The following is a 25124-nucleotide window of genomic DNA, read 5'->3' on the forward strand; positions in this document are numbered from 1 at the left end:
CGGAGCAAACGATGAAAGTATCGGCAGACATTCGTGCATTGATCGAGCGGCGCAAGGAAGGGCACAGCCTCGACGCACCGTTCTACACGAGCGAGGACATCTTCGCGCTCGACATGGAGGCGATTTTCCGCCAGCACTGGATCCAGGTGGCGATCGAACCGGACATTCCCGAGCCGGGCGACTACGTGACCGTGGAGCTGGGCAGCGATTCGATCCTGATCGTGCGCGACGACGACATGGCGATCCGCGCGTTCCACAACGTGTGCCGTCACCGCGGCGCGCGCCTGTGCAACGAAGATAAAGGCTCGGTCGGCAACATCGTGTGCCCGTACCACAGCTGGACCTACAACCTGACGGGCCAGCTGATGTTCGCCGAGCACATGGGCGAGAAGTTCGATCGCTGCAAGCACAGCCTGAAGTCGGTGCACGTCGAGAATCTCGCGGGCCTGATCTTCATCTGCCTCGCGGACGAGCCACCGGTCGATTTCGCGCAGATGCGCGCCGAGATGGAGCCGTACCTGCTGCCGCACGACCTGCCGAACACGAAGATCGCCGCGCAGATCGACATCATCGAGGAAGGCAACTGGAAGCTCACGATGGAGAACAACCGCGAGTGCTATCACTGCGTCGCGAACCATCCGGAGCTGACGATCTCGCTGTACGAATACGGCTTCGGCTACCAGCGTTCCGACGCGAACGCCGAAGGCATGGACGCATTCGCCGAAACGTGCGTGCGGCGCGGCAAGGAGTGGGCCGAGATGGGCCTGCCGTCCGCCGAAATCGAGAAGCTGCTCGACGTGACGGGTTTCCGCACGCAGCGCCTGCCGCTCGATCGTCATGGCGAATCGCAGACGCTCGATGCGAAGGTCGCGTCGAAGAAGCTGCTCGGCGGCTTCGACAAGGCCGATCTCGGCGGGCTGTCGTTCTGGACGCAGCCGAACTCGTGGCACCACTTCATGAGCGATCACATCGTGACGTTCTCGGTGATCCCGCTGTCGGCCGGCAAGACGCTCGTGCGCACGAAGTGGCTCGTGCACAAGGACGCGAAGGAAGGCATCGACTACGACGTGAAGAACCTCACGGCCGTGTGGAACGCGACCAACGACCAGGATCGCGCGCTCGTCGAATTCTCGCAGCGCGGCGCGACCAGCAGCGCGTACGAGCCGGGCCCGTATTCGCCGTACACGGAAGGTCTCGTCGAAAAATTCTCGGCCTGGTACATCGGCCGGCTCGCCGAAAAAACCGGCGCGTAGTACTTAGCAGCGTATATGCGGAGCAAGACATGATGCGAGATGCGGCCAATTTCGAGCCGGCGGACAGCCGGGTGACGCACCCGGCGTTCTGGAACGCGCTGCCCGAGCGCTGGACGAGCGACGTCGAGGAAACGCTGGTGTGCTGCCACGTGCGGCAGGAAACCCACGACGTGAAGAGCTTCTTCTTCCGTTCGCCGCAGGGCCGCACGTTTTCGTTCGAGCCCGGGCAGTTCATCACGCTCGAGCTCGACATCGACGGCGAGACGATCAATCGCTGCTACACGATCTCGTCGTCGCCGGCGCGGCCGCACACGATCTCGATCACGGTCAAGCGCGTGCCGGGCGGCAAGGTGTCGAACTGGCTGCACGACAACCTGCAGCCGGGCGCGGCGGTACGCGTGCTCGGCCCGGCCGGCGAATTCACGTGCGCACGGCATCCGGCGCGCAAGTACCTGTTCCTGTCGGCCGGCTCGGGCGTCACGCCGCTGATGTCGATGAGCCGCGCGCACCATGATCTCGCCGAGGATCGCGACATCCTGTTCGTGCACAGCGCACGTACGCCGGACGACATCATCTTCGCGCGCGAGCTCGACCTGATCGCGTCGAACCACACGAATTTCCGCACGTCGTTCGTCGTCGAGCGCGTCGGCGCACGTACCAACTGGCCGGGCGTCACGGGCTTCCTGACGCTGCCGCTGCTGAAGCTGATCGCACCGGATTTCATGGAGCGCGAGATCTTCACGTGCGGCCCCGCGCCGTACATGAAGGCGGTGCGCGACCTGCTCGACGAAGCCGGCTTCGATCGCAAGCAGTATCACGAGGAAAGCTTCTCGTTCGAGACGCTCGCGCAGACCGCGAGCGACGAAGTGCTCGCCGAACTCGTGCCGGCCGCCGACGGCGTCGACGCCGCGACGAAGCAGTACACGGTCAGCTTCGCGAAGAGCAACCGCGAGATCGCGTGCGGCTCGGAGCAGCACGTGCTCGACGCGGCGCGCCAGTCGGGCGTGCGGCTGCCGGCCTCGTGCACGCAGGGCATGTGCGGCACCTGCAAGGTGAAGCTGGTGTCGGGGCAGGTCGAGATGAAGCACAACGGCGGCATCCGCCAGCGCGAGATCGATCAGGGGATGGTGCTGCTGTGCTGCAGCAAGCCGCTGTCGGATCTCGTGATCGACAAGTAGTCGAAACAGGCCATCGGCTGTCCGGGCGCGTCGCGTCCGGACAAGCTTCCGTCGGAAAACAACGATACCGCGGATTTGTGGTTGAAGAACCTAGAGAGACAACGCGCACGGTGCGCAGACCAAGGAGATCGACCATGAAACTGTTCGGAAAGCTGTTGTGGACCGGCGCTCTGTCGGCGATGGTGGCATTGAGCGCATCGGCGCTCGCCGATACGAAGCCGACGCTGAAAATCGGCTACGTCGAAGGCTGGGACGACAGCGTCGCGACGTCGAACGTCGCGGCCCGCGTGATCGAGAAGAAGCTCGGCTACGAAGTGAAGCTCGTGCCGGTCGCGGCCGGCATCATGTGGCAGGGCGTTGCGCGCGGCGATCTCGATGCGACGCTGTCCGCGTGGCTGCCGGTCACGCACGGCTCGTACTGGGACGAGTACAAGGCCAAGGTCGTCGACCTCGGCGCGAATTTCCCCGATGCGAAGATCGGCCTGATCGTGCCCGCGTACGTGAAGGCGAAGAGCATCGACGACCTGAACGCCGAGAAGGGCAGCTTCGGCGGCCGGATCGTCGGCATCGATGCGGGCGCCGGCGTGATGCGCAAGACCGACGACGCGATCAAGAGCTACGGGCTGAACTACACGCTGATGCCGAGCTCGGGCAGCGCGATGACGGCCGAGTTGTCGCGTTCGGTGGGCGCGAACAAGCCGGTGATCGTGACGGGCTGGGCGCCGCACTGGATGTTCGCGAAATGGAAGCTGCGCTTCCTCGAGGATCCGAAGAAGGTGTTCGGCGGCGCCGAGCACGTCGACAGCGTCGTGAATCCGGGCCTCGAAACCAAGGCGAAGCCGGTCGTCGCATTCCTGAAGAAATTCCAGTGGAAGCCGGGTGAAATCGACAGCGTGATGCTGGCGATCCAGAACGGCTCGAAGCCGGAAGCAGCCGCCGACGCGTGGATCGCAGCCCATGCGGACCGCGTGAATTCGTGGACGGAAGGCGCGCAGTAAGCACCTCGACATACGTCGTACGAATCATCATAAAAACACGCCGGGAATGGCATGCAGGAATCCGAAACAATCAGGATGTAATGCGGCCATATCCCGGAATTCTTTTTCAGATTCTGCAAAAAAGCCCGTAAGTTGTTACACTACGGCGCTTGTGCAGAATCATCACAGGAGGAACTGGATGAGTCAGGCAGGACTGCGTGCGAACCGCACCAGTGATGTTGGAACACCCATCTCACATGATTCGACGGGCCACACGCTGCATCGTGGCCTGACCTGGAAAGACGCTTTTTGGGTGACGAGCGGCGTGCCGGCAGGCGTGCTGTTCACGATCGGCGGCGTATGCGCGACGATCGGCCAGCCCGCGTGGGCGATCTGGATCGCCGCGATCACGATGGGGCTGATTCAAAGCGCGACTTATGCGGAAATATCGGGGCTATTTCCCCATAAATCGGGCGGCGCGTCGGTGTACGGCGCGATTGGCTGGGTCCGTTACAGCAAGCTGATTGCCCCGGTGTCCGTGTGGTGCAACTGGCTCGCGTGGTCGCCGATGCTTGCGCTCGGTTGCGGCCTCGCGGCGAGCTATGCGCTCACGAGCCTCTTTCCCGCCGATGCGGCGGTGCTGCACTGGCAACTCAAGGTTGCGGATCTCGGTTTCATCAAGCCGGGTCTCTCTCTGCGAATCAACGCGACGTTCATCATCGCGACGATTCTGCTTCTCATCACGTTCAAGCTTCAGCATAGCGGCGCATCGAAGGCTGCGCGTACGCAGCGCATTCTCGGGATTGCATCGCTCACGCCGCTCCTGATCGTCGGCATCGTGCCGTTCGTCACCGGCGACGTGCCGATGTCGAACCTGCTCCCGTTGCTGCCGCTCGGTCACGACGCGCAGGGCAACCTCACGGCCGCGACCTTCGGCTCGTGGAACGGGCAGGGCGTGACGATGGCGCTCGGCGCGATGTTCATGGCCGGCTGGGCCTCGTACGGCTTCGAGACGGCCGTCTGCTATACGCGCGAATTCCGCGATCCGCGGCGCGATACCGCCAAGGCGATTTTCTGGTCGGGTGCGTTGTGTCTCGTCGTGATGACGCTCGTACCGATGGCGTTCCAGGGCGCGCTCGGCACGCAGGCGATGCTCGATCCGGCGATTGGCGACGGCACCGGCGTCGCGGCCGCGATGGCGAAGATCGTCGGCGGCGGCGCGTGGGTCGCGAACGCGGTCGTCGTGATGCTGATGCTGTCGATCCTGCTGATCGTGATGACGTCGATGATGGGCTCGTCGCGCACGCTGTACCAGGCATCGGTCGACGGCTGGCTGCCGAAGTACCTGTCGCACGTGAACGAGCACGGCTCACCCACGCGCGCGATGTGGACCGATCTCGGCTTCAACCTCGTGTTGCTGATGATGTCGGACTACATGACGGTGCTGTCGATCTCGAACGTCTGCTACATGCTGTTCGTATTCCTGAATCTCCAGTCCGGCTGGATCCACCGGATGGATCGCGGCAACTGGGACCGGCCGTTCCGCTGCCCGACCTGGCTGCTCGTCGCGGGCTCGATCTGCGGCTATGCGAACCTCGTCTACGTCGGCGCGGGCGCGAACCTGCAGGGTGAAGGCACGCTGCGCAACGGGCTGATCGCGATGCTGCTGATCGTGCCGGTGTTCCTGTTCCGCCACTACTGGCAGGATCGCGGCCGTTTCCCCGCGCAGATGCAGCGCGACATGGAGCTCGAAGTGCCGCAGCGCGCGATGTGGCTGAGCCTGATGCCGTATGCGGCGCTGATCGGTGCGGGGCTGACGATCTGGCTGTCGTATTACTTCGCGTGGGTGAAGTGACGCGGTAACGCATGCCGATGCGCGCGTGTGGCAGCACGCGATGGCCCCCGGAAACCGCACACGGGGCCATCGCGCGAAGCGCCGGCGCAACACGACGGCAAAAAAAGGCCCGAACGGAACACGCCGGTCGGGCCTTATTCGTTTCTGCCGCTTTCGAACGCGACGGCGGTCTGCTTACGGAAACACCACCGTCCGGTCGCCGTTCAAAAACACCCGCCGCTCGATGAACGCCTTCACCGCACGCGCGAGCGTGAGACTTTCGACGTCACGTCCCACCGCGAGCAGTTGCTCGGGACGCAATGCATGATCGACACGCTCGACGACCTGCTCGATGATCGGGCCTTCGTCGAGATCGTCGGTGACGAAGTGCGCGGTCGCGCCGATCAGCTTCACGCCGCGCGCATGCGCCTGGTGATACGGCTTCGCGCCCTTGAAGCCGGGCAGGAACGAGTGGTGGATGTTGATCGCGCGATTCGCGAGCTTCGCGCTCGTCTCCTGCGACAGCACCTGCATGTAGCGTGCGAGGATCACGAGCTCGGCGCCGCTCGATTCGAAGAAGTCGAGCCATTGCGCTTCCTGCTGCGCCTTGGTCTCGGCCGTGATCGGGAAGTGCCGGAACGGCAGTCCGTGCTGCGCGGCGAGCGGCTCGAAGTCGGGGTGGTTCGACACGATGCCGACGATGTCCATCTTCAGCTCGCCCATCCGCCAGCGGAACAGCAGGTCCGCGAGGCAGTGCTCGAGCTTCGACACCATGATCAGCACCTTCGGCCGCGCATTGACGTCATGGATCGCCCATTGCATGTCGCCCGCGTGGCCGCCGAGTCCGGCCGCGATCGGGGCGAATTCCTGGCGCAGCGCGTCGATCTGCAGCGTTTCATCCGTCGGATGAAAGACGCAGCGCACGAAGAAGCGGTTGCTGAGATCGTCGTCGAACACGTTCAGCGCATCGACATAGCAGCGATGGCGATCGAGAAAGCCGACGACGGCGGCGACCTGGCCGGCCGCGCTCGGGCACGACAGTGTCAGGACGAATTGATCGGGGCGGTGCTCGGCGGTCATGAGACTCCTCGGATGGCAGGGGCGCACGGCCGCGCGGCGGCGCACGACAGCGCCGCGCCGCGCGGGTAGCGGGAGACTCAAGTAAATCAGGACGATTTCGGGCGGGATAGAACCAACCCGCCGTGTGGCTGGTATCGGTGCGCCAGCGGGGCCAGCGGGGCCAGCGGGGCCAGCGGGGCCAGCGGGACGGGCGCTGCGTCAGGCCCCCGCGCACGCGTCGAGCAGCCAGCGCCGGAACACGTGCGTCGCGTCCGGCTCGGGCCGCTGCGGCGGCCGCACCAGGAAGTAGCCGCGCGACGTGACGACGGGCGCATCGACCAGTTTCACGAGCTGGCCGCACGCGACGAGTTCGTCGACGAGCGGCGACCAGCCGAGCGCCACGCCTTCGCCGAGCAGCGCCGCATGGATCACGAGCGCATAGCTGTTGAAGGTCACGCCGCGGGCGGCGGGTGGCGGTTCCAGGCCGTGCGCGTCGAACCAGCCCGACCACGACAGCCAGCGCTCGGGGCGCGTCGGCTGCACGTGCAGCAGCGGCAGCGCGAGCAGATGGTCGGGCCGCGTGACGCCCGGATGCGCGTCGCGGAACGCGGGCGCGCAGACGGGCGTCACGGATTCCGGAAACAGCCGCGCGGCCGTGCACGACGGCCAGTGGCCGTCGCCGAACAGGATCGCGATGTCGCCGTGGTCACGCTGCGCGTCGTAATCCTGTGACGTGACGACGCGCACGTCGACGTCCGGCATCACGCGCTTCAACCCGGCCAGACGCGGCATCAGCCAGTAGGTCGCGAAACCGAAGTCGGTGACGATCGTGAGCGCGCCGTGCTCGCGGCGCGCGCGCAGCGTCGCGGTCGCGCCGCGCAGCGTGTCGAGGCTCAGGCGCACGGCTTCGTACAGGCACTCGCCATCGGCGGTCAGCGTGACGCCGCGCGGGCTGCGTTCGAACAGCGGCACGCCGAGTTCGGCTTCGAGTTGATACACCTGCTGGCTCACGGCCGGTTGCGTCGAGCCGAGCTCGCGTGCGGCGGCCGTGAAGCTCGCGAGCCGGGCGGCCGATTCGAACGCGCGCAGCGCCTGCATCGACGGTAACGGTTCGGGTTTCGACATAAGTCCCTCTAATGGCCCCATAAGGGCCGGACGCCTACCCGCGCGAATTCGGGCGGGCGATAGTGCAGCGGACGGTGCGGCACATGCGCTCCGTGGCGGCCGACAGGCCTCCCGCGATTCTAGCCAGCGCGGCCCGCCCGTGCGGCAGTTTCTTCAGGCCGCCTCCGTCATGCCGGACGTCTCGCTGCCCGAACGGCGAGCCGTTCCATTCGAACACCGCTTTCCCCACGACCGCCGATGACGAACCCGACACCCAACATCCTGATCCTGATGGCCGACCAGCTCACGCCGTTCGCGCTGCCGGCCTACGGCAACCGCGTCGCCCGCACGCCGACGCTCGACCGGCTCGCCGCCGAAGGCGTGGTGTTCGACGCCGCTTACTGCGCGAGCCCGCTGTGCGCGCCGTCGCGCTTCTCGCTGCTGACCGGCAAGCTGCCGTCGGGGATCGGCGCCTACGATAACGCCGCCGAATTGCCGGCGCAAACGCTGACGTTCGCGCACTACCTGCGCGCGGGCGGCTACCGGACGATGCTGTCCGGCAAGATGCATTTCTGCGGACCCGACCAGTTGCACGGCTTCGAGGAACGCCTCACGACCGACATCTATCCGGCCGATTTCGGCTGGGTGCCCGACTGGGACAGCCCGACCGAGCGGCCGAGCTGGTATCACAACATGAGTTCGGTGCTCGACGCCGGCCCGTGCGTGCGCACGAACCAGCTCGACTTCGACGACGAGGTCACGTTCGCCGCGAAGCAGAAGCTGTACGACGTCGCGCGCGAGCGCGCGGCCGGGCACGATGCGCGGCCGTTCTGCATGGTCGTGTCGCTGACCCATCCGCACGACCCGTATGCGATCACGCGCGAATACTGGGATCGCTACGACGATGACGAGATCGACATGCCGGCCGTGCGGCTCGATGCGGCCGACAGCGATCCGCATTCGCAGCGGCTGCGCTTCGTCTGCGAGAACGACCGCACGCCGCCGACCGACGCGCAGATCCGCGCCGCACGCCGCGCGTATTACGGCGCGACGTCCTACGTCGATACGCAGTTCGGCAGCGTGCTGGCCGCGCTCGAGCAATGCGGGTTCGCCGACGACACGATCGTGATCGTCACGTCGGACCACGGCGACATGCTCGGCGAGCGCGGCCTCTGGTACAAGATGACGTTCTTCGAAGGCGGCTGCCGCGTGCCGCTGATCGTGCATGCGCCGGGCCGCTTCGACGCCGCGCGCGTGCGCGGCCCCGTGTCGCACGTCGACCTGCTGCCGACGCTCGTCGAGCTGGCCGGCGCCGCGCCCGCCGGCGGCTGGCCGGACCCGGTCGACGGCGCGAGCCTCGTGCCGCATCTGCACGGCACGCCCGCGCACGATGTCGCGCTCGGCGAATACCTCGCGGAAGGCGCGCTCGCGCCGGTCGTGATGATCCGCCGCGGCGACTGGAAATACGTGCATTGCCCGGCCGATCCCGATCAGCTCTACAACCTGTCCGACGACCCGCGCGAACTGACGAACCTGGCCGGCCGGCCGGAAGCCGCCGACGTGCTCGCCGCGTTCCGCGCGCACGCCGCGCAGCGCTGGAACCTGCCCGAGCTGGACCGGCAGGTGCGCGCGAGCCAGCGGCGCCGGCGTTTCCATTACGCGGCGACGACGCAGGGCCGCATCCAGGCGTGGGACTGGCAGCCGTTCACCGACGCGAGCCAGCGCTACATGCGCAATCACATCGAACTCGACACGCTCGAGGCGATGGCGCGTTTTCCGCGCGTCGGGCGCTGAGCGTACGGCATTGCGGTCATTGAAAAACGACGGAGGAAGCGAACCATGAAACGGCAAGGCAATGCAGCAATCCGAAGGCTCGGCGCGGCGTTCGCCGCCGCCGCGTGCGTGGTGGCGATGCAGCCTGCGTCTGCCGCCGATCCGCAGACGTGCAGCGACGTGAAGATGGCGGCGCCCGGCTGGACCGACATCGACGCGACGAACGCGATGGCGGGCGTCGTGCTGAAGGCGCTCGGCTATCGGCAGGACGTGGCGAACCTGTCGGTGCCGATCACGTACCAGGGGTTGAAGAAGGGGCAGGTGGACGTGTTCCTCGGCAACTGGATGCCCGCCCAGGCGCCGCTCGTGAAGCCGTTCGTCGACGAGAAATCGATCGACGTGCTGCATGCGAACCTGAGCGGCGCGAAGTTCACGCTCGCGGTGCCCGACTATGTGGCCGCCGCCGGCGTGCATACGTTCGCCGATCTCGCGCGCTACGCGGACCGCTTCGGCGGCAAGATCTACGGGATCGAGCCCGGCGCGCCCGCGAACCAGAACATCAAGCGGATGCTGTCCGACCACGCGCTCGGGTCCGCGAACTGGTCGCTCGTCGAATCGAGCGAGACCGGTATGCTCACGCAGGTCGAGCGCGCGGTGCGCGACAAGCGCTGGATCGTGTTTCTCGCGTGGGAGCCGCATCTGATGAACACGAAGTTCCATCTGACGTATCTGTCGGGCGGCGATGCGTATTTCGGCCCGAACTACGGCGGCGCGACGGTCAACACGGTCACGCGTTCCGGGTTCGCCGGCCAGTGCGCGAATCTCGCGCGGCTGTTCCGGCAGATGACGTTCTCGGTCGACGTCGAGAACCGCATGATCGCCGACATGCTCGACAACAAGACGTCGCCCGCGCTCGCGGCGCAGCATGCGCTGAAGGCCGAGCCCGCGCTGGTTGCCGCCTGGCTCGACGGCGTGACGACGGCGGCCGGCGCACCGGGCCTGCCGGCCGTGCGCGCGGCCCTCGACGCGCGCTGATTCCCTCCCATCGGGCGGCCGGTTTTCACCGTGCCGCCTGTCTACGTGTTTTCCCGATCCGTCGCATCGTGACCATTTAGTGTCGCCTTCAGACGGGTGACGCGAAATATGGGTTTGTATTTTTCGCCAATGGCTGCGTTATTGCGGAAAACGAAATGCCGAAGCCAGCGGGGCGGTCTGAATTCGAATCCACCGGCGCATCGCGGCACGCGTCGGGAAGCGATTCTATCCATCGAACGGTTCAGGGAGGGTGGTCGACAATGAAGCACACGAAAGTTGCCGTAGCCGCCGCGCTTGCATGCGCGGCCTGTATTCCCGCCATCGGGCATGCGCAAAGCAGCGTGACGCTGTACGGGATTCTCGACGCCGGGATCACCTACGTGAACAACACGGGCGGTTCGCACGTGGTCAAGTTCGACGACGGCGTCGCATACGGAAACCGCTTCGGCCTCAAGGGCACCGAAGACCTGGGCGGCGGCCTGAAGGCCGTGTTCGCGCTCGAGAGCGGCTTCCGTCTCGGCAACGGGCAACTCGGCTTCGGCGGCGCCGAATTCGGACGGCAGGCGTATGTCGGCCTGCAGAACGACTGGGGCACGCTGTCGTTCGGTAACCAGCTCGACATCACGAACGAACTGGTGTCGATCTACAACATCTCGGCGTGGGGCAGCGGCTATGCGATCCACCAGGGCGACTTCGACCGCTTCAACGGCGACCGCCTGCCGAACTCGGTGAAGTTCCTGTCGAACGACATGAGCGGCTTCAAGTTCGGTGCGATGTACTCGTTCGGCAACGTCGCGGGCAACTTCCATCGCAACAGCGCATGGAGCGCGGGCGCGAGCTTCACGAAGGGCGACTTCTCGATCGGCGCCGCGTACACGCGCCTGAACAACCCGAACGGCATCTACGCGTTCGATCCGTACGCGATGATCGGCACGCACACGTTCCTCGGCCAGCAGACCGTCACCGTCGATCCCGCGACCGGCGCGCGCACCGACCTGTTCGCGAACACGCCGATGGACGTCGACAGCCAGGGCACGTTCGGCATCGGCACGAGCTACACGATCGGCAAGCTGACGCTCGACGCCAACTACTCGTATACGACGATCAAGGGCTTCGGCCAGTCGTCGCACATGCAGGTGTACGAAGGCGGCGGCCTGTACCAGTTCACGCCGGCGCTGAGCTTCATCGCGGGCTACCAGCACACGCGCTTCGAAGGCCATCACTGGAACCAGGGCACGGCCGGCCTGCATTACCTGCTGTCGAAGCGCACCGACGTGTACATCTCCGGCGACTATCTGCGCGCGTCGCAGGGTGTCGATGCGGTGATCGGCTACAGCTTCACGCCGTCGACGACGCAAACGCAGGCCGACGTGCGGATCGGGATGCGGCATTCGTTCTAAGCGGGGTGGTGGGGTGGTGTGACGTCTTCAGCGAGGTCTCTCTTTGGCGCGAACCGCGGTTCGCGCTTTTTTTTTGTGCGGTGTGCCGGCTCGACGGCGCGCGTGCCGGCGGCCGGCCGGTTTTCAGCCGTTGGCATATCATCGCGATTTGGCCGCGTCCGCACCGTTACCGCACGCCCACTCGCGTGCGGCGTCGCTTTTCCCGAACGGTTGCAGTGCGCACCGCCAACCGCCGAGACCCCGATGACTACCCCCGTGCCCGATTCCAGTTCGTTGTCCCTGTTACCCGCCAACCTGTTCCGCCACGCGCCGTTCCAGCGTTTCTGGGGCACGCGCGTGATGTCGTCGCTGGCCTTCCAGATCCTGTCGGTGGCCATCGGCTGGTACGTGTATGCGCTCACGCACAGCGCATTCGCGCTCGGTCTCGTCGGCCTCGCACAGTTCGTGCCGATGTTCGCGCTGACGCTCGTCGTCGGGCAGGTGGCCGACCGCTACGACCGTCGGCGCATCGCGACGATCTGCCAGAGCGTCGAGGCGCTGGCCGCCGGCGTGTTCCTGCTCGGCGCGATGCAAGGGTGGCTCGCCGCGCCGGCCGTGTATGCGCTCGCGGCGATCGTCGGCACGGCCCGCGCGTTCGAGTCGCCGTCGGTGTCGTCGCTGTTGCCGGCCGTCGTGCCGCGCAGCGACCTGCCGCGCGCGACCGCATTGTCGACGTCCGCGAACCAGGCCGCGCAGATTCTCGGGCCCGCGTTCGGCGGGCTGCTCTACGGTGTCGGCGCGCCCGTCGCGTTCGGCACGAGCGTCGCGGCATTCGCGATCGCGGCGATGCTGAGCGGCACGATTCCGCTGCGCGGCGCGCCGCCCGCCCGCGAGCCGGTCACGCTGCGCTCGGTGTTTTCCGGCATCGCGTTCATCCGGCGCGAACCGGCGATTCTCGGCGCGCTGTCGCTCGACCTGTTCGCCGTGCTGTTCGGCGGCGCGACCGCGTTGTTGCCGATCTATGCGCGCGACATCCTGCAGGTCGGCCCGTGGGGGCTCGGTGCGTTGCGCGCGGCGCCGGCAGTCGGCGCGCTCGCGGGCACGCTGTGGCTCACGCGTTTTCCATTGAAGGGGCGGCCGGGCCGCGCGATGTTCGGCGGCGTGATCGCGTTCGGCGTCGCGACGATCGTGTTCGGGCTGTCGACGCATTTCGCGCTGTCGCTCGTCGCGCTGGCGGCGCTCGGCGCGTCGGATGTCGTGAGCGTCGTCGTGCGACTGTCGCTCGTGCAGCTGCGCACGCCCGACGACATGCTCGGTCGCGTGAGCGCGGTCAATTCGTTGTTCATCGGCACGTCGAATCAACTCGGCGAATTCGAATCGGGCGTGACGGCTGCGTGGTGGGGCGCGCCCGCGGCGATCGTCGTCGGCGGCGCGGCGACGATCGCCGTCGCGCTGACGTGGATGCGGCTGTTCCCGAGCTTGCGGAACATGGCGTCGCTGGAGCGCGATCATTGAGCCGACGCGAGAGGCCGATGCTTTCAGGTGAAGCCGGCTTCTCGTTCACTGCAGTTCATTTCAAATTGCTTTCTCGTTTCAGTCACATGCCAAACGACGGCCGTGCCCGATAATCATCCGACAAAACGGTTTTTCCGCACCCGGTTCGGTCGAATGGCAGTGTGTGCGGCCAGCGCGTCGCGGCGGATGGTCAGGCGCCGGCGGCGCGTGCGACCTGCACGGCCGTGCCGTAGCAGATGACTTCGGTTACGCCCGAGCCGATCTCGGTCGAGTCGTAGCGCATCGCGACGATCGCATTCGCGCCGAGCTTGCGCGCCTCGGCGAGCATCTTGTCGAACGCCTGCTCGCGCGCCTTCTCGCACAGCGACGTATAGAGCGTGATGTTGCCGCCGAAGATCGTTTGCAGCGACGCGCCGAACGAACCGACGATCGAGCGCGAGCGCACGACGATGCCCTGGGCGACGCCGAGCGAGCGGACGGTCGTATGGCCGGGCAAGTCGAATGCGGTCGTGACGCGGGCGGGCGACAGGTCGTCGAGGGAGCGGTTGGATTCGGTCATGGTGCGAAAGCGTGTAGCGAGTGGTCGAACGACGATTCTAGCCGGCCGGAGACAACGTATTCGAACGGGCGCACCCGTGCGGGTGAACGCCCGTTTCGTCGCCGAACGCGACAACCGCTCGATGAAGGGCGCTCAGCGCTTGACCGTCGCGCCGGCAAGGCCGCCGAGATCGACCGCGTAGGCGAGCGCCAGCTTGCCGAACTTCAGCGCATGGTTGGCCTGGCGATCCGAGTTCTCCAGCGTGTCGTTCACCGTGTGAATGTACGGGCTGTCGTTCTGGTCGGCCTCGAACGGGAATGACGCCGGATACCCCTGCGCATTCCACGACGCGTGATCCGAGCACGCATAGCCGCATTGCGACGTGCCGACCGCGAGCTCCGGCAGGTAGGTCGCCGCGAGGTTCTTCACGTAGGTGTTCTGCGCCGCGTTCGTGTAGTCGGTGATCAGGTAGATATCCTTCGGATCGCCCTTGTAGTTCGTCATGTCGAGCTGCAGCACGCCGACCACGTTCGCATTCTGCGTGCGGAACTGCTTCGCGATCGCCTTCGAACCGAGCAACCCGGCTTCCTCGGCCGCATACCCGACGAACTTGATCGTCCGTTTCGGCCGGTAATTGTTCGCGAGCAGCACGCGCAGCGCCTCGGTCAGGCTGGCGATGCCCGACGCATCGTCGTCCGCGCCGGGCGAGCGCGTGTTCTCCGTCGTGCGGCCCACGGTCGAATCGAGGTGGCCGCCGAGCACGACGGTGCCCGCGGCCGGGTCGCTGCCGCGGATCGTCAGGATCACGGATTTCTGCGGAAAGCCCGTGTGCGCGACCTGTTCGACGGTGATGTCGGCGCGCGCCCCCGCCAGCTGCTTCCACTGCAGCGCGAGCCAGTCGGACGCGGCGACGCCGTGCGACGTCGTGTAGTAGCGGTTCGTGAAGCCGGACAGCGACGTGATCGTGCCGACGATGTTGCTGGCCTGCAGTTGCTGGACCCACGTACCGATCTGCGGCACGTTCGACACCGTGTACGCGGCGGCGGCCTGTTTCGCGAGCGTCGCCGGCAACGGTTGCAGCGCCTGGCGTGCGTCGTCGAACGAATCGTGCACGACGTAGCCGGGCCCGTGGCCGCGCGTGCGCTGGACGGCGCGGGCCAGTTCGCCGAGGCGGGAATCGTCGATCTCGACGACGTGAACGGTCTCGCGACGCGCGGCGCCGTCGGCCGCCTTGCCGGCGTCGACGGTCGTGCTGTATTGCGCGGTTGCGCTTGCATCGATGCGTTGAAGCTGGCGGAACGCGGTGTCGCCGAGCGTGATCCAGACGGGTGTCGCGTGCGCGGCGGCGGTCAGCAGCATGCCGCCCAGCGCGGCGCTCAGGCGGGTCGGTTTCAGAGTGGGCATGGTCGATCTCGTGAGGATGGCGATGTCGATGAAGGGAGCGCGCCGCAGATCGTGCGAGGCGCTCCCGCCTGCTGCGGTATTACGACTTCTGCGGGACGGTCACGCCGTACGTGCAGCTCTTGTTGTACGCGTTGCCGATCGCGGTGAGCTGCGCGCTGCTGTAGCCGAGCGCGGACGCGGCCGTCAGCACGGCCTGCGCGGCGGCCTTCTGGTTGGTCGAGCCGTTGGTCATCGACAGCCCCTTCAGGAACGCCTTGTCCATCGCCTGCGCGCCGATCGCGTCGCGCGCGACGAGGTTGCACGACGCCCAGTACTGGCCGGCCGTGTGGATCTCCGCGCCGCGCGCCTGCGCATAGGTGCGCCCGACGTTCCAGTTGGTCACGCGGCCGCCCCAGAACTCGTTGTGGCCGTCCCAGTTGTAGACCCATTGATACTGCGCATCCGACGGGCTCCACTGGTTGAAGTCGCGGCTGTACGCGGCGGCGAGATAGTCGCCGGTGCCTTCCGACAAGCCTTCCTGTTGCGACAGGCCGCCGTTGGTGATCCAGTCGTGGATACCGTGGCCGAGCTCGTGGATCACGACGTCCGCGTCTTCCGCGTCGTCGACGCCGCCTTGCCCGAAGGTCAGCCGGCCGCTGCTCGACGAATACGACGAGTTGTCGTCGCCCGATTCGCCGTGCGGGTCGTACTGCACGCCGCCCGTGTACTGGTACGGCAACGCCTTGATGCCGAGGGTCTGGTTCACGTAGCGCAGGAACGTGTCGATGTGGTAGTACACGTTCACGGCCTCGAAATACAGGTTGCCGCGCGTGAATTCGAACGCGGGCGTCGACTGCGACGGGCACGCCTTGTCGAGCGGCGCATCGAAATCGACGCACGCCGCGTACGGGCCCGTCAGCGTGTAGCGGGTGCCCGACTGCGCGAGATCCTTCAGCGTCACGCGCACGCGTGCGGCCGTGAGCTGCGTCGAGTCGGCGTCGTTGCCGTCCTTGTAGCCCGTGCTGCCGTAGCTGCTTTTCGTCGGCGACAGCGGATCGGGGCGGAACACGAAGCCGGTGCCGTCGGTCGCGTAGAACGCCTTGTCCTCGGCGCGCAGCACTTCGCCGCTGCCCGAATCGATCAGCAGTTCCCAATCGCCCTTCGGGCCGTCCTGCGGGCGGCCGCGCACCTTCCACGCGGTATGCGTGCCGGCCTTGTCGACGAACGCGACGAGTTGCGCATCGAGATGCGTGAAGCCGCTCACGCCGAGATACGCACGGGCGCGGTCGAGCGCCTGCTGCTGGTCGACGGCCTGCGACTTGCGCGTCGTCGCGACCACGCCGTTGATCGTGTTGCTCGCGACGTACAGGATGCGGCCGTCCTTCGCGACGGTCACCGCGATCTCGCTGCCGTACACGGGCAATCCGGCGGCTTGCTGCTGCAGGCGCACGACGGTGAAGTCGGCGTCGTTGCGTTCCGACGTGACGACGAGGCTCGCGAGCGCGGCCGCGTCGAGCCCGAGTTGCGCCGCCTGCGACGCGACGAAGTCGCGTGCGGTGGCGGCAGGCGTCGCGGCGGCCTTCCTGGCGCGGTAGGCCGGGTTGTACAGCGTGACGGCGACGCCGTCCGCGCGGAATTGCCCGGCGGCCGTGTCGGCCTTCGCGGCCGGCGGCGCGACGCCGCGCGTCAGGCTTTCGCGCAGGCTCGCGGCCTGCGGGTTCGATACTTTCGTATCGGCCACGGTGCCGCCGACGATGCCGAAACCGAGCGCGAGACCCAGGGCGAACGGCAATGCTTTGCGTGATGTCTGCATACGTGATCCTCATCTCAACGGTTGGACACGCCCGCACGCTCGTGGCGAACAGGCACGACACGGCCCGCGCGCCGGTTCGATGGAACCGGTGCGGCGAAGCGGTGTGGAGAGTCTCGACTGACTAAGGAAACCTAAATGTCAGGTCGAAAAGAAGCGGGCAGGCGAAGCGGGGGACGCGCGTGAAGCGATGCGAACGGCAGGCAGGTGCGGCGACGGCGAAGCGAGCATCGTCATGTCATACCCCTCGGATCGGATCGATATCGGTTGGCAGCCTGCGTGGCGCGATGCGCGTCGAGACGCGGCGTGCCGGTCCGTTAGGCTGCCTATCTAACTTTTTTTGGTATGTTACAGAATATTTTCAGCGACATTCCAAATTATTTTCGACGATCGCTTCGGTCGGTCGATCAATCGCCGGCATTGTTCAGCGGGCGGCGGGAAACGCTGCCGGAACGCGCAATACCGCGCCGGATTGTGATTAAAAGCTGCGACGATCAGCGTGTCGCCCGCCGGTCGCTGCGCGGGCTCATCCCGAATCGCGCGCGATAGGTACGCGAAAAATGCGACGGCGATTCGAAGCCGCACGCGACGCACACCGACGTGATGCTCATGTCGGTCTGCTGCAGCAGTTCGCGGGCGCGATCGAGACGCAGGTTCAGGTAGAAGTGCGTCGGCGTGTCGTTCAGCGTCGCGCTGAACAGCCGCTCGAGCTGGCGCCGCGTGATCGAGACTTCCCGCGCGAGCGCGTCGGAGCCGAGCGGGTTGTCCATGTGCCGCTGCATCGTGCCGATCACCTGGATCAGTTTGCGGTTGTGCACGCCGTAGCGCGCGGCGATCTCGAGCCGCTGGCTGTCCGAGCGCTGCCGGATGCGGCTCACGACGAACTGCTCGGAGATCGCCGCCGCGAGGTCGGCGCCGTGCCGGCGACCGATCAGGTCGAGCATCATGTCGATCGACGCGGTGCCGCCCGCACAGGTGATGCGCCGGTCGTCGATCTCGAACAGCTCCTGCGTCGCATTCAGGCCGGGATAGCGCTCGCGGAATGCGGCCAGCGCTTCCCAGTGCAGCGTGAGCGGCTGCGACGCGTCGAACAGCCCGGCTTCCGCGAGCACGAAGCTGCCCGTATCGATGCCGCCGAGCGTTGCACCATGCCGGTGCTGGCGGCGCAGCCAGTCGCCGAGCGTGCGCGTGTAGCACACGAGCGGATCGAAGCCCGCGACGACGAATACCGTATCGACCTGCGGGACGTCCGCGCACGCCGCCTCGGCGGCGACCGGAATGCCGTTGCTCGCGGTGACGGGCGCGCCGTCCGCGCTGATCACGTGCCAGCGATACAGTTCGGTGCGAAAGCGGTTCGCGACGCGCAGCGGCTCGACCGCGGACATGAAGCCGAGCGCGGAAAAGCCGGGCAGCAGCAGGAAATGGAAATCCTCGGGCATCGGGGCAGGGGATTGAATCCGGTGGTCGTCGCGTATCGCGCGACGCGCCGAGCGAGCCGGCGCGGGCCGCGCCCGGTTCGCAGGCGCAGAACGGTCAAGCCGGGATTATCGCGGGTTTTGCCGGTGCTCAGCGCGTTTTTGCGTCGCGCATCGTGCGGCGCGCCGTTGCCGACGGCAGTTCGCCGAACTGGGCCTTGTACGCTTTCGCGAAATGCCCGAGATGAATGAAGCCCCAGCGTGCGGCCGCCTCGCTGATCGGCAGGTCGGATTGCCGCGTGTCGAGCAGCAGGCGTCGGACTTGCGCGAGGCGCAGCGAGCGTGTGTAGTTGAGCGGGCCCGTCTGCACGACCGACTGGAAGCTGTTCTGCATCGTGCGCCGGCTGACGCGCAGTTGCGTGCACAGGCTCAGGATGTCGACGGGCGCTTCCGGGTGCTCGATCACGTAGTCATGCACGCGGCGCACGATGTCGGCGTGGCATGCGTGCGTGAGCCGGTTCGGCGGCTCGGGCATCCGGTACGTGAGGAGATCGACCAGCACATTGCCGACCTCGGCGCGGATCGCGCACTGCGCGCGTGCCGCGTCGAACGTATCGGGCGCCGACAGCACGCGCTCGAGCAGCGTCGCGAGTTGCATGCTCGCACGTTCGCGCGCGGCGACCGGCACCTCCACGACGCCGTGCCGCAGCGTGCGTGCGTCCAGCCGGACGTCGGCGGCATCTTCGATCTGCTGCATCAGTTCGGGGTGGACGACCACCCCGATCAGCGACATCTCGTCCGGTGAATGGAGTTCGAACGGTGTGCCGCCACGCGCCATCACGATCGTGCCGCGCTCGACGCGCGCGCCGCCGAACGCGAAGGCGCCCGAGCCGGTGAGCGGCATCCCGAACACCGTATGGCCGTGTGGCAGACATCCGCGCTGGATGATGCGCACGTTTGCCGTTTCCTGGAACAGCTGCACGCCGTCGAGCACCGCGTGTTTGACCGCGCTGCGATACGCGCCGGAACCGATCTGGTCGTAACGCTGGTTCCAGCCGCGCAGCGCCTCGGCATGCCGGTCTGCGTCGTCGAACCTCTGATGTAACACGAGCACGGTGCCTCCGGCGATCGTTCGGACCGCGCAAGATTAAACCGACCGAGCGGTCGGCGCAATCAGGGCGAGCGCTATTCCGCGCGGGTGTTTCAGAGGGTCGGAAGGCACGCGGCCGCGCGGCTTTCACACGCATTTCCAATATCCCGAATCGGCACGCACACGTTGCCGGTCCGGGTGCTGACGGCATTTATTGTCGAACTACAGTCGCCCCACATAACGTGAATTCCCACTGGAGGCGGCATGAGGACAAGGCGACGAACCGCGGCGCTCGCGGCGACGCTGGCGTTGGCGGCGGCATGGGCCGGCAGCGCGAACGCGACGGAAAAACCCGAGGAACTGGTCGTGCAGAAGATGCCGCCGTGGCATCCGCACGAGATCTATATCGTCGACATCTCGATGCCGTCGATGACGGACGGGCGCATCTATGTCTACGACGCCGACGCGAAGAAGCTGCTCGGCCAGATCGACGGCGGCTTCGGTCCCGGCTTCGCGATCGCGCCCGACCGCAAAGCGAGTGTCGTCGCGACGACCTACTTCTCGCGCGGCTCGCACGGCACGCGCACCGACGTCGTCGAGATGATCGACAACACGACGCTCGATCATGCGGGCGAGATCGTGATTCCGGCGAAGCATGCTCAGCACGTGCCGTCGCCGTACAACACCGCGTTCAGCGCCGACGGCAAGCGGTTGTACGTCGCGAACATCACGCCGGCCGCCTCGGTGACCGTGATCGACGCCGTATCGAAGAAGGTGCTGTCGGAGATCGACACGGCCGCATGCGTGCTCGCGTATCCGGGCGATAACGACCGCTTCACCGCGCTGTGCGAAAGCGGCAAGGCGCTGACCGTCACGCTCGACGCGAACGGCAAGGAGGCGAAGCGCACGATGTCGGACGCGTTCATCGACGTCGACAAGGATCCGGCGTTCGTGAACGCGTCGCGGTACAAGGGCGACTACCTGTTCACCACCTACGGCGGCAACGTGCGCAGCGCCGATTTCAGCGGCGACAAGCCGGCATTCGGCAAGCCGTGGTCGCTGCTGACGGACGCCGAGCGCGCCGAAGGCTGGCGGCCGGGCGGCATGCAGCAGACGGCCGTGCAGGCGAAGCAGAACCGTTACTACGTGCTGATGCACAAGGGCGCCGACGGGTCGCACAAGGATCCCGGCACGCAGGTGTGGGTGTACGACCTGAAGTCGAAGCAGCGCGTCGCGCGCTGGGATCTCGCGCAGCAGAAGGTCGAGCCGCTCGTGTCGATCCAGGTCAGCGAGGACGACAAGCCGCTGTTCTACGGGCTGACGGCGACCTCCGATCTCGTCGTGATGGATGCGCGTACCGGCGCGCTGCAGCACGTCGAGAAGCAGATCGGCAACACGTCGTCGCTGCTCGTCAACCCGTGAGGCCGCGATGACCCTCGATCCCGTACTCGCTACCAGCGCGCAGGCCGGCGCGGCCGTCGTGGTGCTGCTCGGCGCCTTCGCGAAGATGCGCCGGCCCGCCGAATTTCGCCAGGCACTCGCCGGCTACCGGCTGCTGCCCGACGCGCTGACCGCGCCCGTCGCGTTCGCGCTTCCGCTCGCGGAAGCGCTCGGCGCCGCGGCGCTGCTGTTTCCCGACACGCGCACGGCCGGCGCGATCGGCCTGATCGCGCTGCTCCTGGCGTTCGCGGCCGGGCTCGCGATCAACCTGCTGCGCGGCCACACCGACATCGACTGCGGCTGTTCCGGCTTCACCGCCGCCCGTGCGGACGCACCGCGCGGCATCGGCTGGCTGCATGTCGGCCGCGTGCTGCTGCTCGTCGCGCTGGCCGCGACCGCGTTCGTCGAGCCGGGCACGCGCGCCGTCGTGTGGTTCGACTACCTGACGCTGTTCTTCTCCGTGCTGCTGATCGTCTGCGCGCTGCTCACCGTCGACGTGCTGCTCGCCAACGTCCCGCGCCTTTCCCACCTGAGGAATTCATGATGCAAACCGCTCTCACCGTTTCCACCGCCCTGCTGTGGGTGGCCGTCCTCGCGCTCGGCGCGATCTGCCTCGCGCTGGTGCGCCAGATCGGCATCCTGTACGAACGCATCATGCCGGCCGGCGCGCTGATGATCGACAAGGGGCCGGCCGTCGGCGCGATCGCGCCGACGTTCGAACTGACCGACATTCGCGGCGCGCACGTGAAGGTCGGCGGCATCGACGCCTCGGGCAAGGCCACGCTGCTGTTCTTCCTGTCGCCGACGTGCCCCGTCTGCAAGAAGCTGCTGCCGCTGCTGCCGTCGCTGCAGGCCAGCGAAGCGACGCCCGTGAACATCGTGCTCGCGAGCGACGGCGATGCCGACGAACACACGCGCTTCGCGCGAAAGCACGACCTCGGGCGCTTCCCGTACGTGCTGTCGCAGGAGCTCGGCCTCGCGTACCAGATCGGCAAGCTGCCGTATGCGGTGCTGCTCGACGAAACCGGCACCGTGCGCGCGAAGGGGCTCGTCAACACGCGCGAGCACCTGGAGAGCCTGTTCGAGGCGAAGGAGCGCGGCGTCGCGTCGCTGCAGCAGTTCGTGCACGGCGATCACAGCCACGATGCGCACGACGCGCACGCGCAGCACGCATGACCGGCCGAACCTTTTTCAACGTCATTGGAGAACGACGACATGGGCGTGTTTGATTCATGGTTCGAGCGGTCGGCGCGCGGCGTCGCGCAGCACAGTTCGCGGCGCAGCGCGATGGCAAGGCTCGGCAAGGTGCTGGTCGGTTCGGCGCTGCTGCCGTTGCTGCCCGTCGATCGCACCGCGTATGCGGCCGATGCGGCGTCGGGTCCGTCGGGCGCATCCGGCGCCGCCGCCGCGGGTGCGAGCGACGATCCGATGAGCTGCGACTACTGGAAATACTGCGCGATCGACGGCTGGCTCTGCAGCTGCTGCGGCGGCACGTCGAGCAGTTGCCCGCCGGGCACGACGCCTTCGCCGATCACGTGGATCGGCACCTGCCGCAACCCGCACGACGGGTCGGACTACATCGTGTCGTACAACGACTGCTGCGGCAAGACCTCGTGCGGCAAGTGCTTCTGCAACCGCAACGAGCGCGAGAAGCCGCTGTACAAGCTGTCGCTGAACAACGACATCAACTGGTGCATGGCGAACGGTAACTCGAATTACCACTGTTCGGTTTCGGTTCTGCTGGGAGCGGCGAAGCAATGAAAGTGAAGCAAGCAGGAAAGCGCATCGTTGCATGCATGACGGTCGCGACGGCCTTCGCGTTGCCCGGCGCGGGCAACGCACAGGAAACCGTGCGTTATCCGGCCGGGAAAGGCCTGTTCGACGCCCAGTGCGCGGTGTGCCACCAGGCGGGCGGGAAAGGGCAGGACGGCCTCGCACCGCCGCTGACCGAGTATCCGGGCAAGTACGCGACGGTGGAAGCCGGGCGTGCCCAACTGATCGCGACGCTGCTGCACGGGATGTTCGGCGAGATCGAGGTGCACGACAAGCACTACAACTTCAAGATGCCGTCGTTCGCGAGCGCGAGCGACGACGACATCGCGCACTTGCTCAATTACGTCGTGTTCGACCTCGATGCGCAGCACGGCGACGCGAAACCGTTCACCGCGGCCGATATCCGGGCGGCGCGCGCGAAGCCGATGGACGGCGCGGCCGTGCATGCGCAGCGCGCGGTGGTGATCAAGGGGCTCGGCCTGTGAGCGGCGCGTGCTCGCCGGCGCGGCGCACGCGCTGCGCGGCGGCGTCGCGGCTGGGCAGCGTGGCGCGTCGCGTGTCGGGCTGGCTGCTGCTGGCGGGCGCGTCGGCGTGCGCGTTTGCTACGCCCGCACAGGCCGACGGCGCGGCCGACGCCGCGCTCGCCCGGCAACACTGGGTGCTCAACTGCATGGGCTGCCACACGGCGACGGGCGGCGGCATTCCCGGCAAGGTGCCGCCGCTCGCGAATTCGCTCGGCTATTTCACGCATGTGCCGGCCGGGCGCGAGTACGTGATGCGCGTGCCCGGCGCGTCGAACTCGGCGCTGTCGGATCGGGAACTGGCCGACGTGCTGAACTGGGTGCTCACGACGATGAACCGCGATGCATTGCCGCGCGACTTCAAGCCTTATACGGCCGCGGAAGTCGCCGCGCACCGCCGCCCCGCGCTGTCCGACGTCGCGACCGAGCGCGCTGGTCTCGTCCGCGCGTTGCAGGCGCGCGGCATCGACGGCGTTACGGATCGCTACTGACCGACTCACTCAACGAATCAAGGAAACGTGAACATGGAGACGAACGAAACCTTTGCGCTGCTCGACGCGACGCGCGCGTTTCTCGCGAAGCCGAAGCAGATGCTGATCGGCGCCGAATGGAGCGATGCCGCGTCGGGCCGCCAGCTCGATGTGGTGAACCCGGCCGACGGCACCGTGATTGCGCGCGTGCCCGAAGCGGACGAGCGCGACGTGCAGCAGGCGGTCGCCGCCGCGCGCCGCGCCTTCGATGCGGGCCCGTGGCGCACCGCGAAGACCACCGACCGCGAGCGCCTGATGCTCGTGCTGGCCGACCTGATCGAAGCCAACGCGCGCGAGCTGGCCGAGATCGAATCGCTCGACAACGGCAAGCCGGTGATGGTCGCGCAGGGGCTCGACGTCGCGATGGCCGCGCAGTGCTTCCGCTATATGGCCGGCTGGGCGACGAAGATCGAAGGCAGCGTGATCGATGCCGGCATGCCGTACCTGCCGGACAGCGAGATCTTCGCCTATACGAGAAAGGAACCCGTGGGCGTGGTCGGCGCGATCATCCCGTGGAATTTCCCGCTGCTGATGGCCGCGTGGAAAATCGCGCCGGCGCTCGCGACCGGCTGCACCGTCGTGCTGAAGCCTGCCGAGGATACGCCGTTGAGCGCGCTGCGGCTGGGCGAGCTGATCCAGGCGGCCGGGTTTCCGGACGGTGTCGTCAATATCGTCACCGGCTACGGTCACACGGCGGGCGCCGCGTTGTCGCGCGATCCGCGCATCGACAAGATCGCGTTCACCGGATCGACGCAGACGGGCAAGACGATCGGCCACGCGGCGCTCGACAACATGACGCGGATGTCGCTGGAACTCGGCGGCAAGTCACCGGTGATCGTGCTGCCCGACGTCGATCTCGACAAGGCCGCCCGGGGCGTCGCGAACGCGATCTTCTTCAACCAGGGGCAGGTGTGCACGGCCGGCTCGCGCGCCTACATCCATTCGAAGGTGTTCGACGGCGTGATCGAGCGCGTCGCGAAGATCGCCGCGAGCCTGAAGATCGGCCCGGGGATGGACCCGGCAACGCAGATCGGCCCGCTCGTCTCGGCGAAGCAGCGCGAGCGCGTGTGCGGTTACATCGACTCGGGGTTCGGCGAGGGCGCGCGTGCCGCCGCAGGCGGCCGCGCGATCGACGGCCCCGGCTTCTTCGTCGAACCGACGGTGCTGGTGGATACGACGCAGGCGATGCGCGTGGTGCGCGAGGAGATCTTCGGGCCGGTGCTCGTCGCGATGCCGTTCGACGACGTCGATACGGCCGTGCAGCTCGCGAACGACACGCCGTACGGCCTCGGCGCGAGCATCTGGTCGAACGATCTGTCCGCGATCCACAAGCTGGTCCCGCGTATTGCCGCGGGGACCGTGTGGGTCAACTGCCACTCGCTGCTCGACAACGCGCTGCCGTTCGGCGGGATGAAGCAGTCGGGCTTCGGCCGCGAACTCGGTCGCGCGGTGATCGACCAGTACACGGAAAGCAAGTCGGTGATGATGAACTACGCGTGAGCGTCGCGGCGAGCGCG

22 protein-coding genes are annotated in these 25124 nt (G+C 66.9%); 15 read left to right on the top strand and 7 right to left on the bottom strand.

The window, feature by feature from the left end:
- Nucleotides 1-11 precede the first annotated feature (11 nt).
- The 4 genes from H0X91_RS09095 to H0X91_RS09110 all read left to right on the top strand — a co-directional run bounded on the left by H0X91_RS09095 (nucleotide 12) and on the right by H0X91_RS09110 (nucleotide 5263).
- Nucleotides 12-1253, top strand: a complete 1242-nt coding sequence (locus tag H0X91_RS09095) for an aromatic ring-hydroxylating oxygenase subunit alpha (RefSeq protein WP_006486272.1) — start codon at nucleotides 12-14, stop codon at nucleotides 1251-1253.
- A gap of 29 nt (nucleotides 1254-1282) precedes the next feature.
- Entirely contained in the window at nucleotides 1283-2431 is a 1149-nt protein-coding gene (locus H0X91_RS09100; RefSeq protein WP_006498749.1) for a hybrid-cluster NAD(P)-dependent oxidoreductase, read from the top strand.
- 134 nt (nucleotides 2432-2565) lie between these two features.
- Entirely contained in the window at nucleotides 2566-3429 is an 864-nt protein-coding gene (locus tag H0X91_RS09105; protein WP_006486270.1) for a glycine betaine ABC transporter substrate-binding protein, read from the top strand.
- Nucleotides 3430-3607: 178 nt separating this feature from the next.
- Nucleotides 3608-5263, top strand: a complete 1656-nt coding sequence (locus H0X91_RS09110; protein WP_006486278.1) for an APC family permease — start codon at nucleotides 3608-3610, stop codon at nucleotides 5261-5263.
- 174 nt (nucleotides 5264-5437) lie between these two features.
- Here H0X91_RS09110 and purU read toward each other — a convergent pair whose 3' ends face one another.
- Nucleotides 5438-6322, bottom strand: coding sequence for a formyltetrahydrofolate deformylase (gene purU, locus H0X91_RS09115; RefSeq protein WP_006486276.1), 885 nt, complete (start codon nucleotides 6320-6322; stop codon nucleotides 5438-5440).
- Between the two features lie 198 nt (nucleotides 6323-6520).
- The gene (locus H0X91_RS09120) at nucleotides 6521-7426 is read right to left on the bottom strand and encodes a choline sulfate utilization transcriptional regulator (protein WP_006486273.1); all 906 of its coding nucleotides are present in this window, start codon (nucleotides 7424-7426) and stop codon (nucleotides 6521-6523) included.
- Nucleotides 7427-7663: 237 nt separating this feature from the next.
- On the opposite strand from H0X91_RS09120, the gene betC reads away from it, so the two are divergent.
- The 4 genes from betC to H0X91_RS09140 all read left to right on the top strand — a co-directional run bounded on the left by betC (nucleotide 7664) and on the right by H0X91_RS09140 (nucleotide 13107).
- Entirely contained in the window at nucleotides 7664-9199 is a 1536-nt protein-coding gene (betC, locus tag H0X91_RS09125) for a choline-sulfatase (protein WP_006491381.1), read from the top strand.
- 45 nt (nucleotides 9200-9244) lie between these two features.
- The gene (choX, locus tag H0X91_RS09130; protein ID WP_059721832.1) at nucleotides 9245-10213 is read left to right on the top strand and encodes a choline ABC transporter substrate-binding protein; all 969 of its coding nucleotides are present in this window, start codon (nucleotides 9245-9247) and stop codon (nucleotides 10211-10213) included.
- Nucleotides 10214-10473: 260 nt separating this feature from the next.
- Complete coding sequence (locus tag H0X91_RS09135) at nucleotides 10474-11613, top strand: porin (protein WP_048985105.1); 1140 nt, start codon at nucleotides 10474-10476, stop codon at nucleotides 11611-11613.
- Between the two features lie 243 nt (nucleotides 11614-11856).
- Complete coding sequence (locus tag H0X91_RS09140) at nucleotides 11857-13107, top strand: MFS transporter (RefSeq protein ID WP_058903456.1); 1251 nt, start codon at nucleotides 11857-11859, stop codon at nucleotides 13105-13107.
- Between the two features lie 190 nt (nucleotides 13108-13297).
- Here H0X91_RS09140 and H0X91_RS09145 read toward each other — a convergent pair whose 3' ends face one another.
- From H0X91_RS09145 to H0X91_RS09165, 5 genes are all read right to left on the bottom strand, one after another.
- On the bottom strand, nucleotides 13298-13666 hold the full coding sequence (locus tag H0X91_RS09145; RefSeq protein WP_048985103.1) for a YbjQ family protein: 369 nt from the start codon (nucleotides 13664-13666) through the stop codon (nucleotides 13298-13300).
- Nucleotides 13667-13798: 132 nt separating this feature from the next.
- Nucleotides 13799-15049, bottom strand: a complete 1251-nt coding sequence (locus H0X91_RS09150) for a M20/M25/M40 family metallo-hydrolase (RefSeq protein ID WP_060263701.1) — start codon at nucleotides 15047-15049, stop codon at nucleotides 13799-13801.
- Between the two features lie 79 nt (nucleotides 15050-15128).
- A complete protein-coding gene (locus H0X91_RS09155; RefSeq protein ID WP_196432964.1) occupies nucleotides 15129-16841 on the bottom strand; it encodes a M36 family metallopeptidase in 1713 nt (570 codons plus the stop codon).
- Between the two features lie 491 nt (nucleotides 16842-17332).
- Entirely contained in the window at nucleotides 17333-18277 is a 945-nt protein-coding gene (locus H0X91_RS09160) for a GlxA family transcriptional regulator (protein WP_006483802.1), read from the bottom strand.
- Between the two features lie 127 nt (nucleotides 18278-18404).
- Entirely contained in the window at nucleotides 18405-19367 is a 963-nt protein-coding gene (locus tag H0X91_RS09165) for a helix-turn-helix domain-containing protein (RefSeq protein WP_006483804.1), read from the bottom strand.
- Between the two features lie 240 nt (nucleotides 19368-19607).
- Between H0X91_RS09165 and H0X91_RS09170 the strand changes: the two genes are divergently transcribed.
- The 7 genes from H0X91_RS09170 to H0X91_RS09200 are packed head-to-tail and all read left to right on the top strand — an operon-like array spanning nucleotide 19608 to nucleotide 25107.
- Nucleotides 19608-20765, top strand: a complete 1158-nt coding sequence (locus H0X91_RS09170) for an amine dehydrogenase large subunit (protein ID WP_196432965.1) — start codon at nucleotides 19608-19610, stop codon at nucleotides 20763-20765.
- Nucleotides 20766-20772: 7 nt separating this feature from the next.
- Complete coding sequence (locus H0X91_RS09175; RefSeq protein WP_034201986.1) at nucleotides 20773-21327, top strand: MauE/DoxX family redox-associated membrane protein; 555 nt, start codon at nucleotides 20773-20775, stop codon at nucleotides 21325-21327.
- The gene (mauD, locus tag H0X91_RS09180) at nucleotides 21324-21959 is read left to right on the top strand and encodes a methylamine dehydrogenase accessory protein MauD (RefSeq protein WP_043206082.1); all 636 of its coding nucleotides are present in this window, start codon (nucleotides 21324-21326) and stop codon (nucleotides 21957-21959) included. Before H0X91_RS09175 ends, mauD begins: the two co-directional genes overlap by 4 nt.
- Nucleotides 21960-21998: 39 nt before the next feature.
- A complete protein-coding gene (locus H0X91_RS09185; RefSeq protein WP_006483798.1) occupies nucleotides 21999-22544 on the top strand; it encodes a methylamine dehydrogenase light chain in 546 nt (181 codons plus the stop codon).
- Entirely contained in the window at nucleotides 22541-23041 is a 501-nt protein-coding gene (locus H0X91_RS09190; protein ID WP_059721840.1) for a c-type cytochrome, read from the top strand. The genes H0X91_RS09185 and H0X91_RS09190 overlap by 4 nt, the downstream gene beginning before the upstream one ends.
- Nucleotides 23038-23568, top strand: coding sequence for a c-type cytochrome (locus H0X91_RS09195; RefSeq protein WP_058903449.1), 531 nt, complete (start codon nucleotides 23038-23040; stop codon nucleotides 23566-23568). Before H0X91_RS09190 ends, H0X91_RS09195 begins: the two co-directional genes overlap by 4 nt.
- 33 nt (nucleotides 23569-23601) lie before the next feature.
- The gene (locus H0X91_RS09200) at nucleotides 23602-25107 is read left to right on the top strand and encodes an aldehyde dehydrogenase family protein (RefSeq protein WP_062884929.1); all 1506 of its coding nucleotides are present in this window, start codon (nucleotides 23602-23604) and stop codon (nucleotides 25105-25107) included.
- Nucleotides 25108-25124 lie beyond the last annotated feature (17 nt).

This window comes from Burkholderia sp. 9777_1386 (assembly GCF_015712265.1).
GTDB lineage: Bacteria > Pseudomonadota > Gammaproteobacteria > Burkholderiales > Burkholderiaceae > Burkholderia > Burkholderia cenocepacia.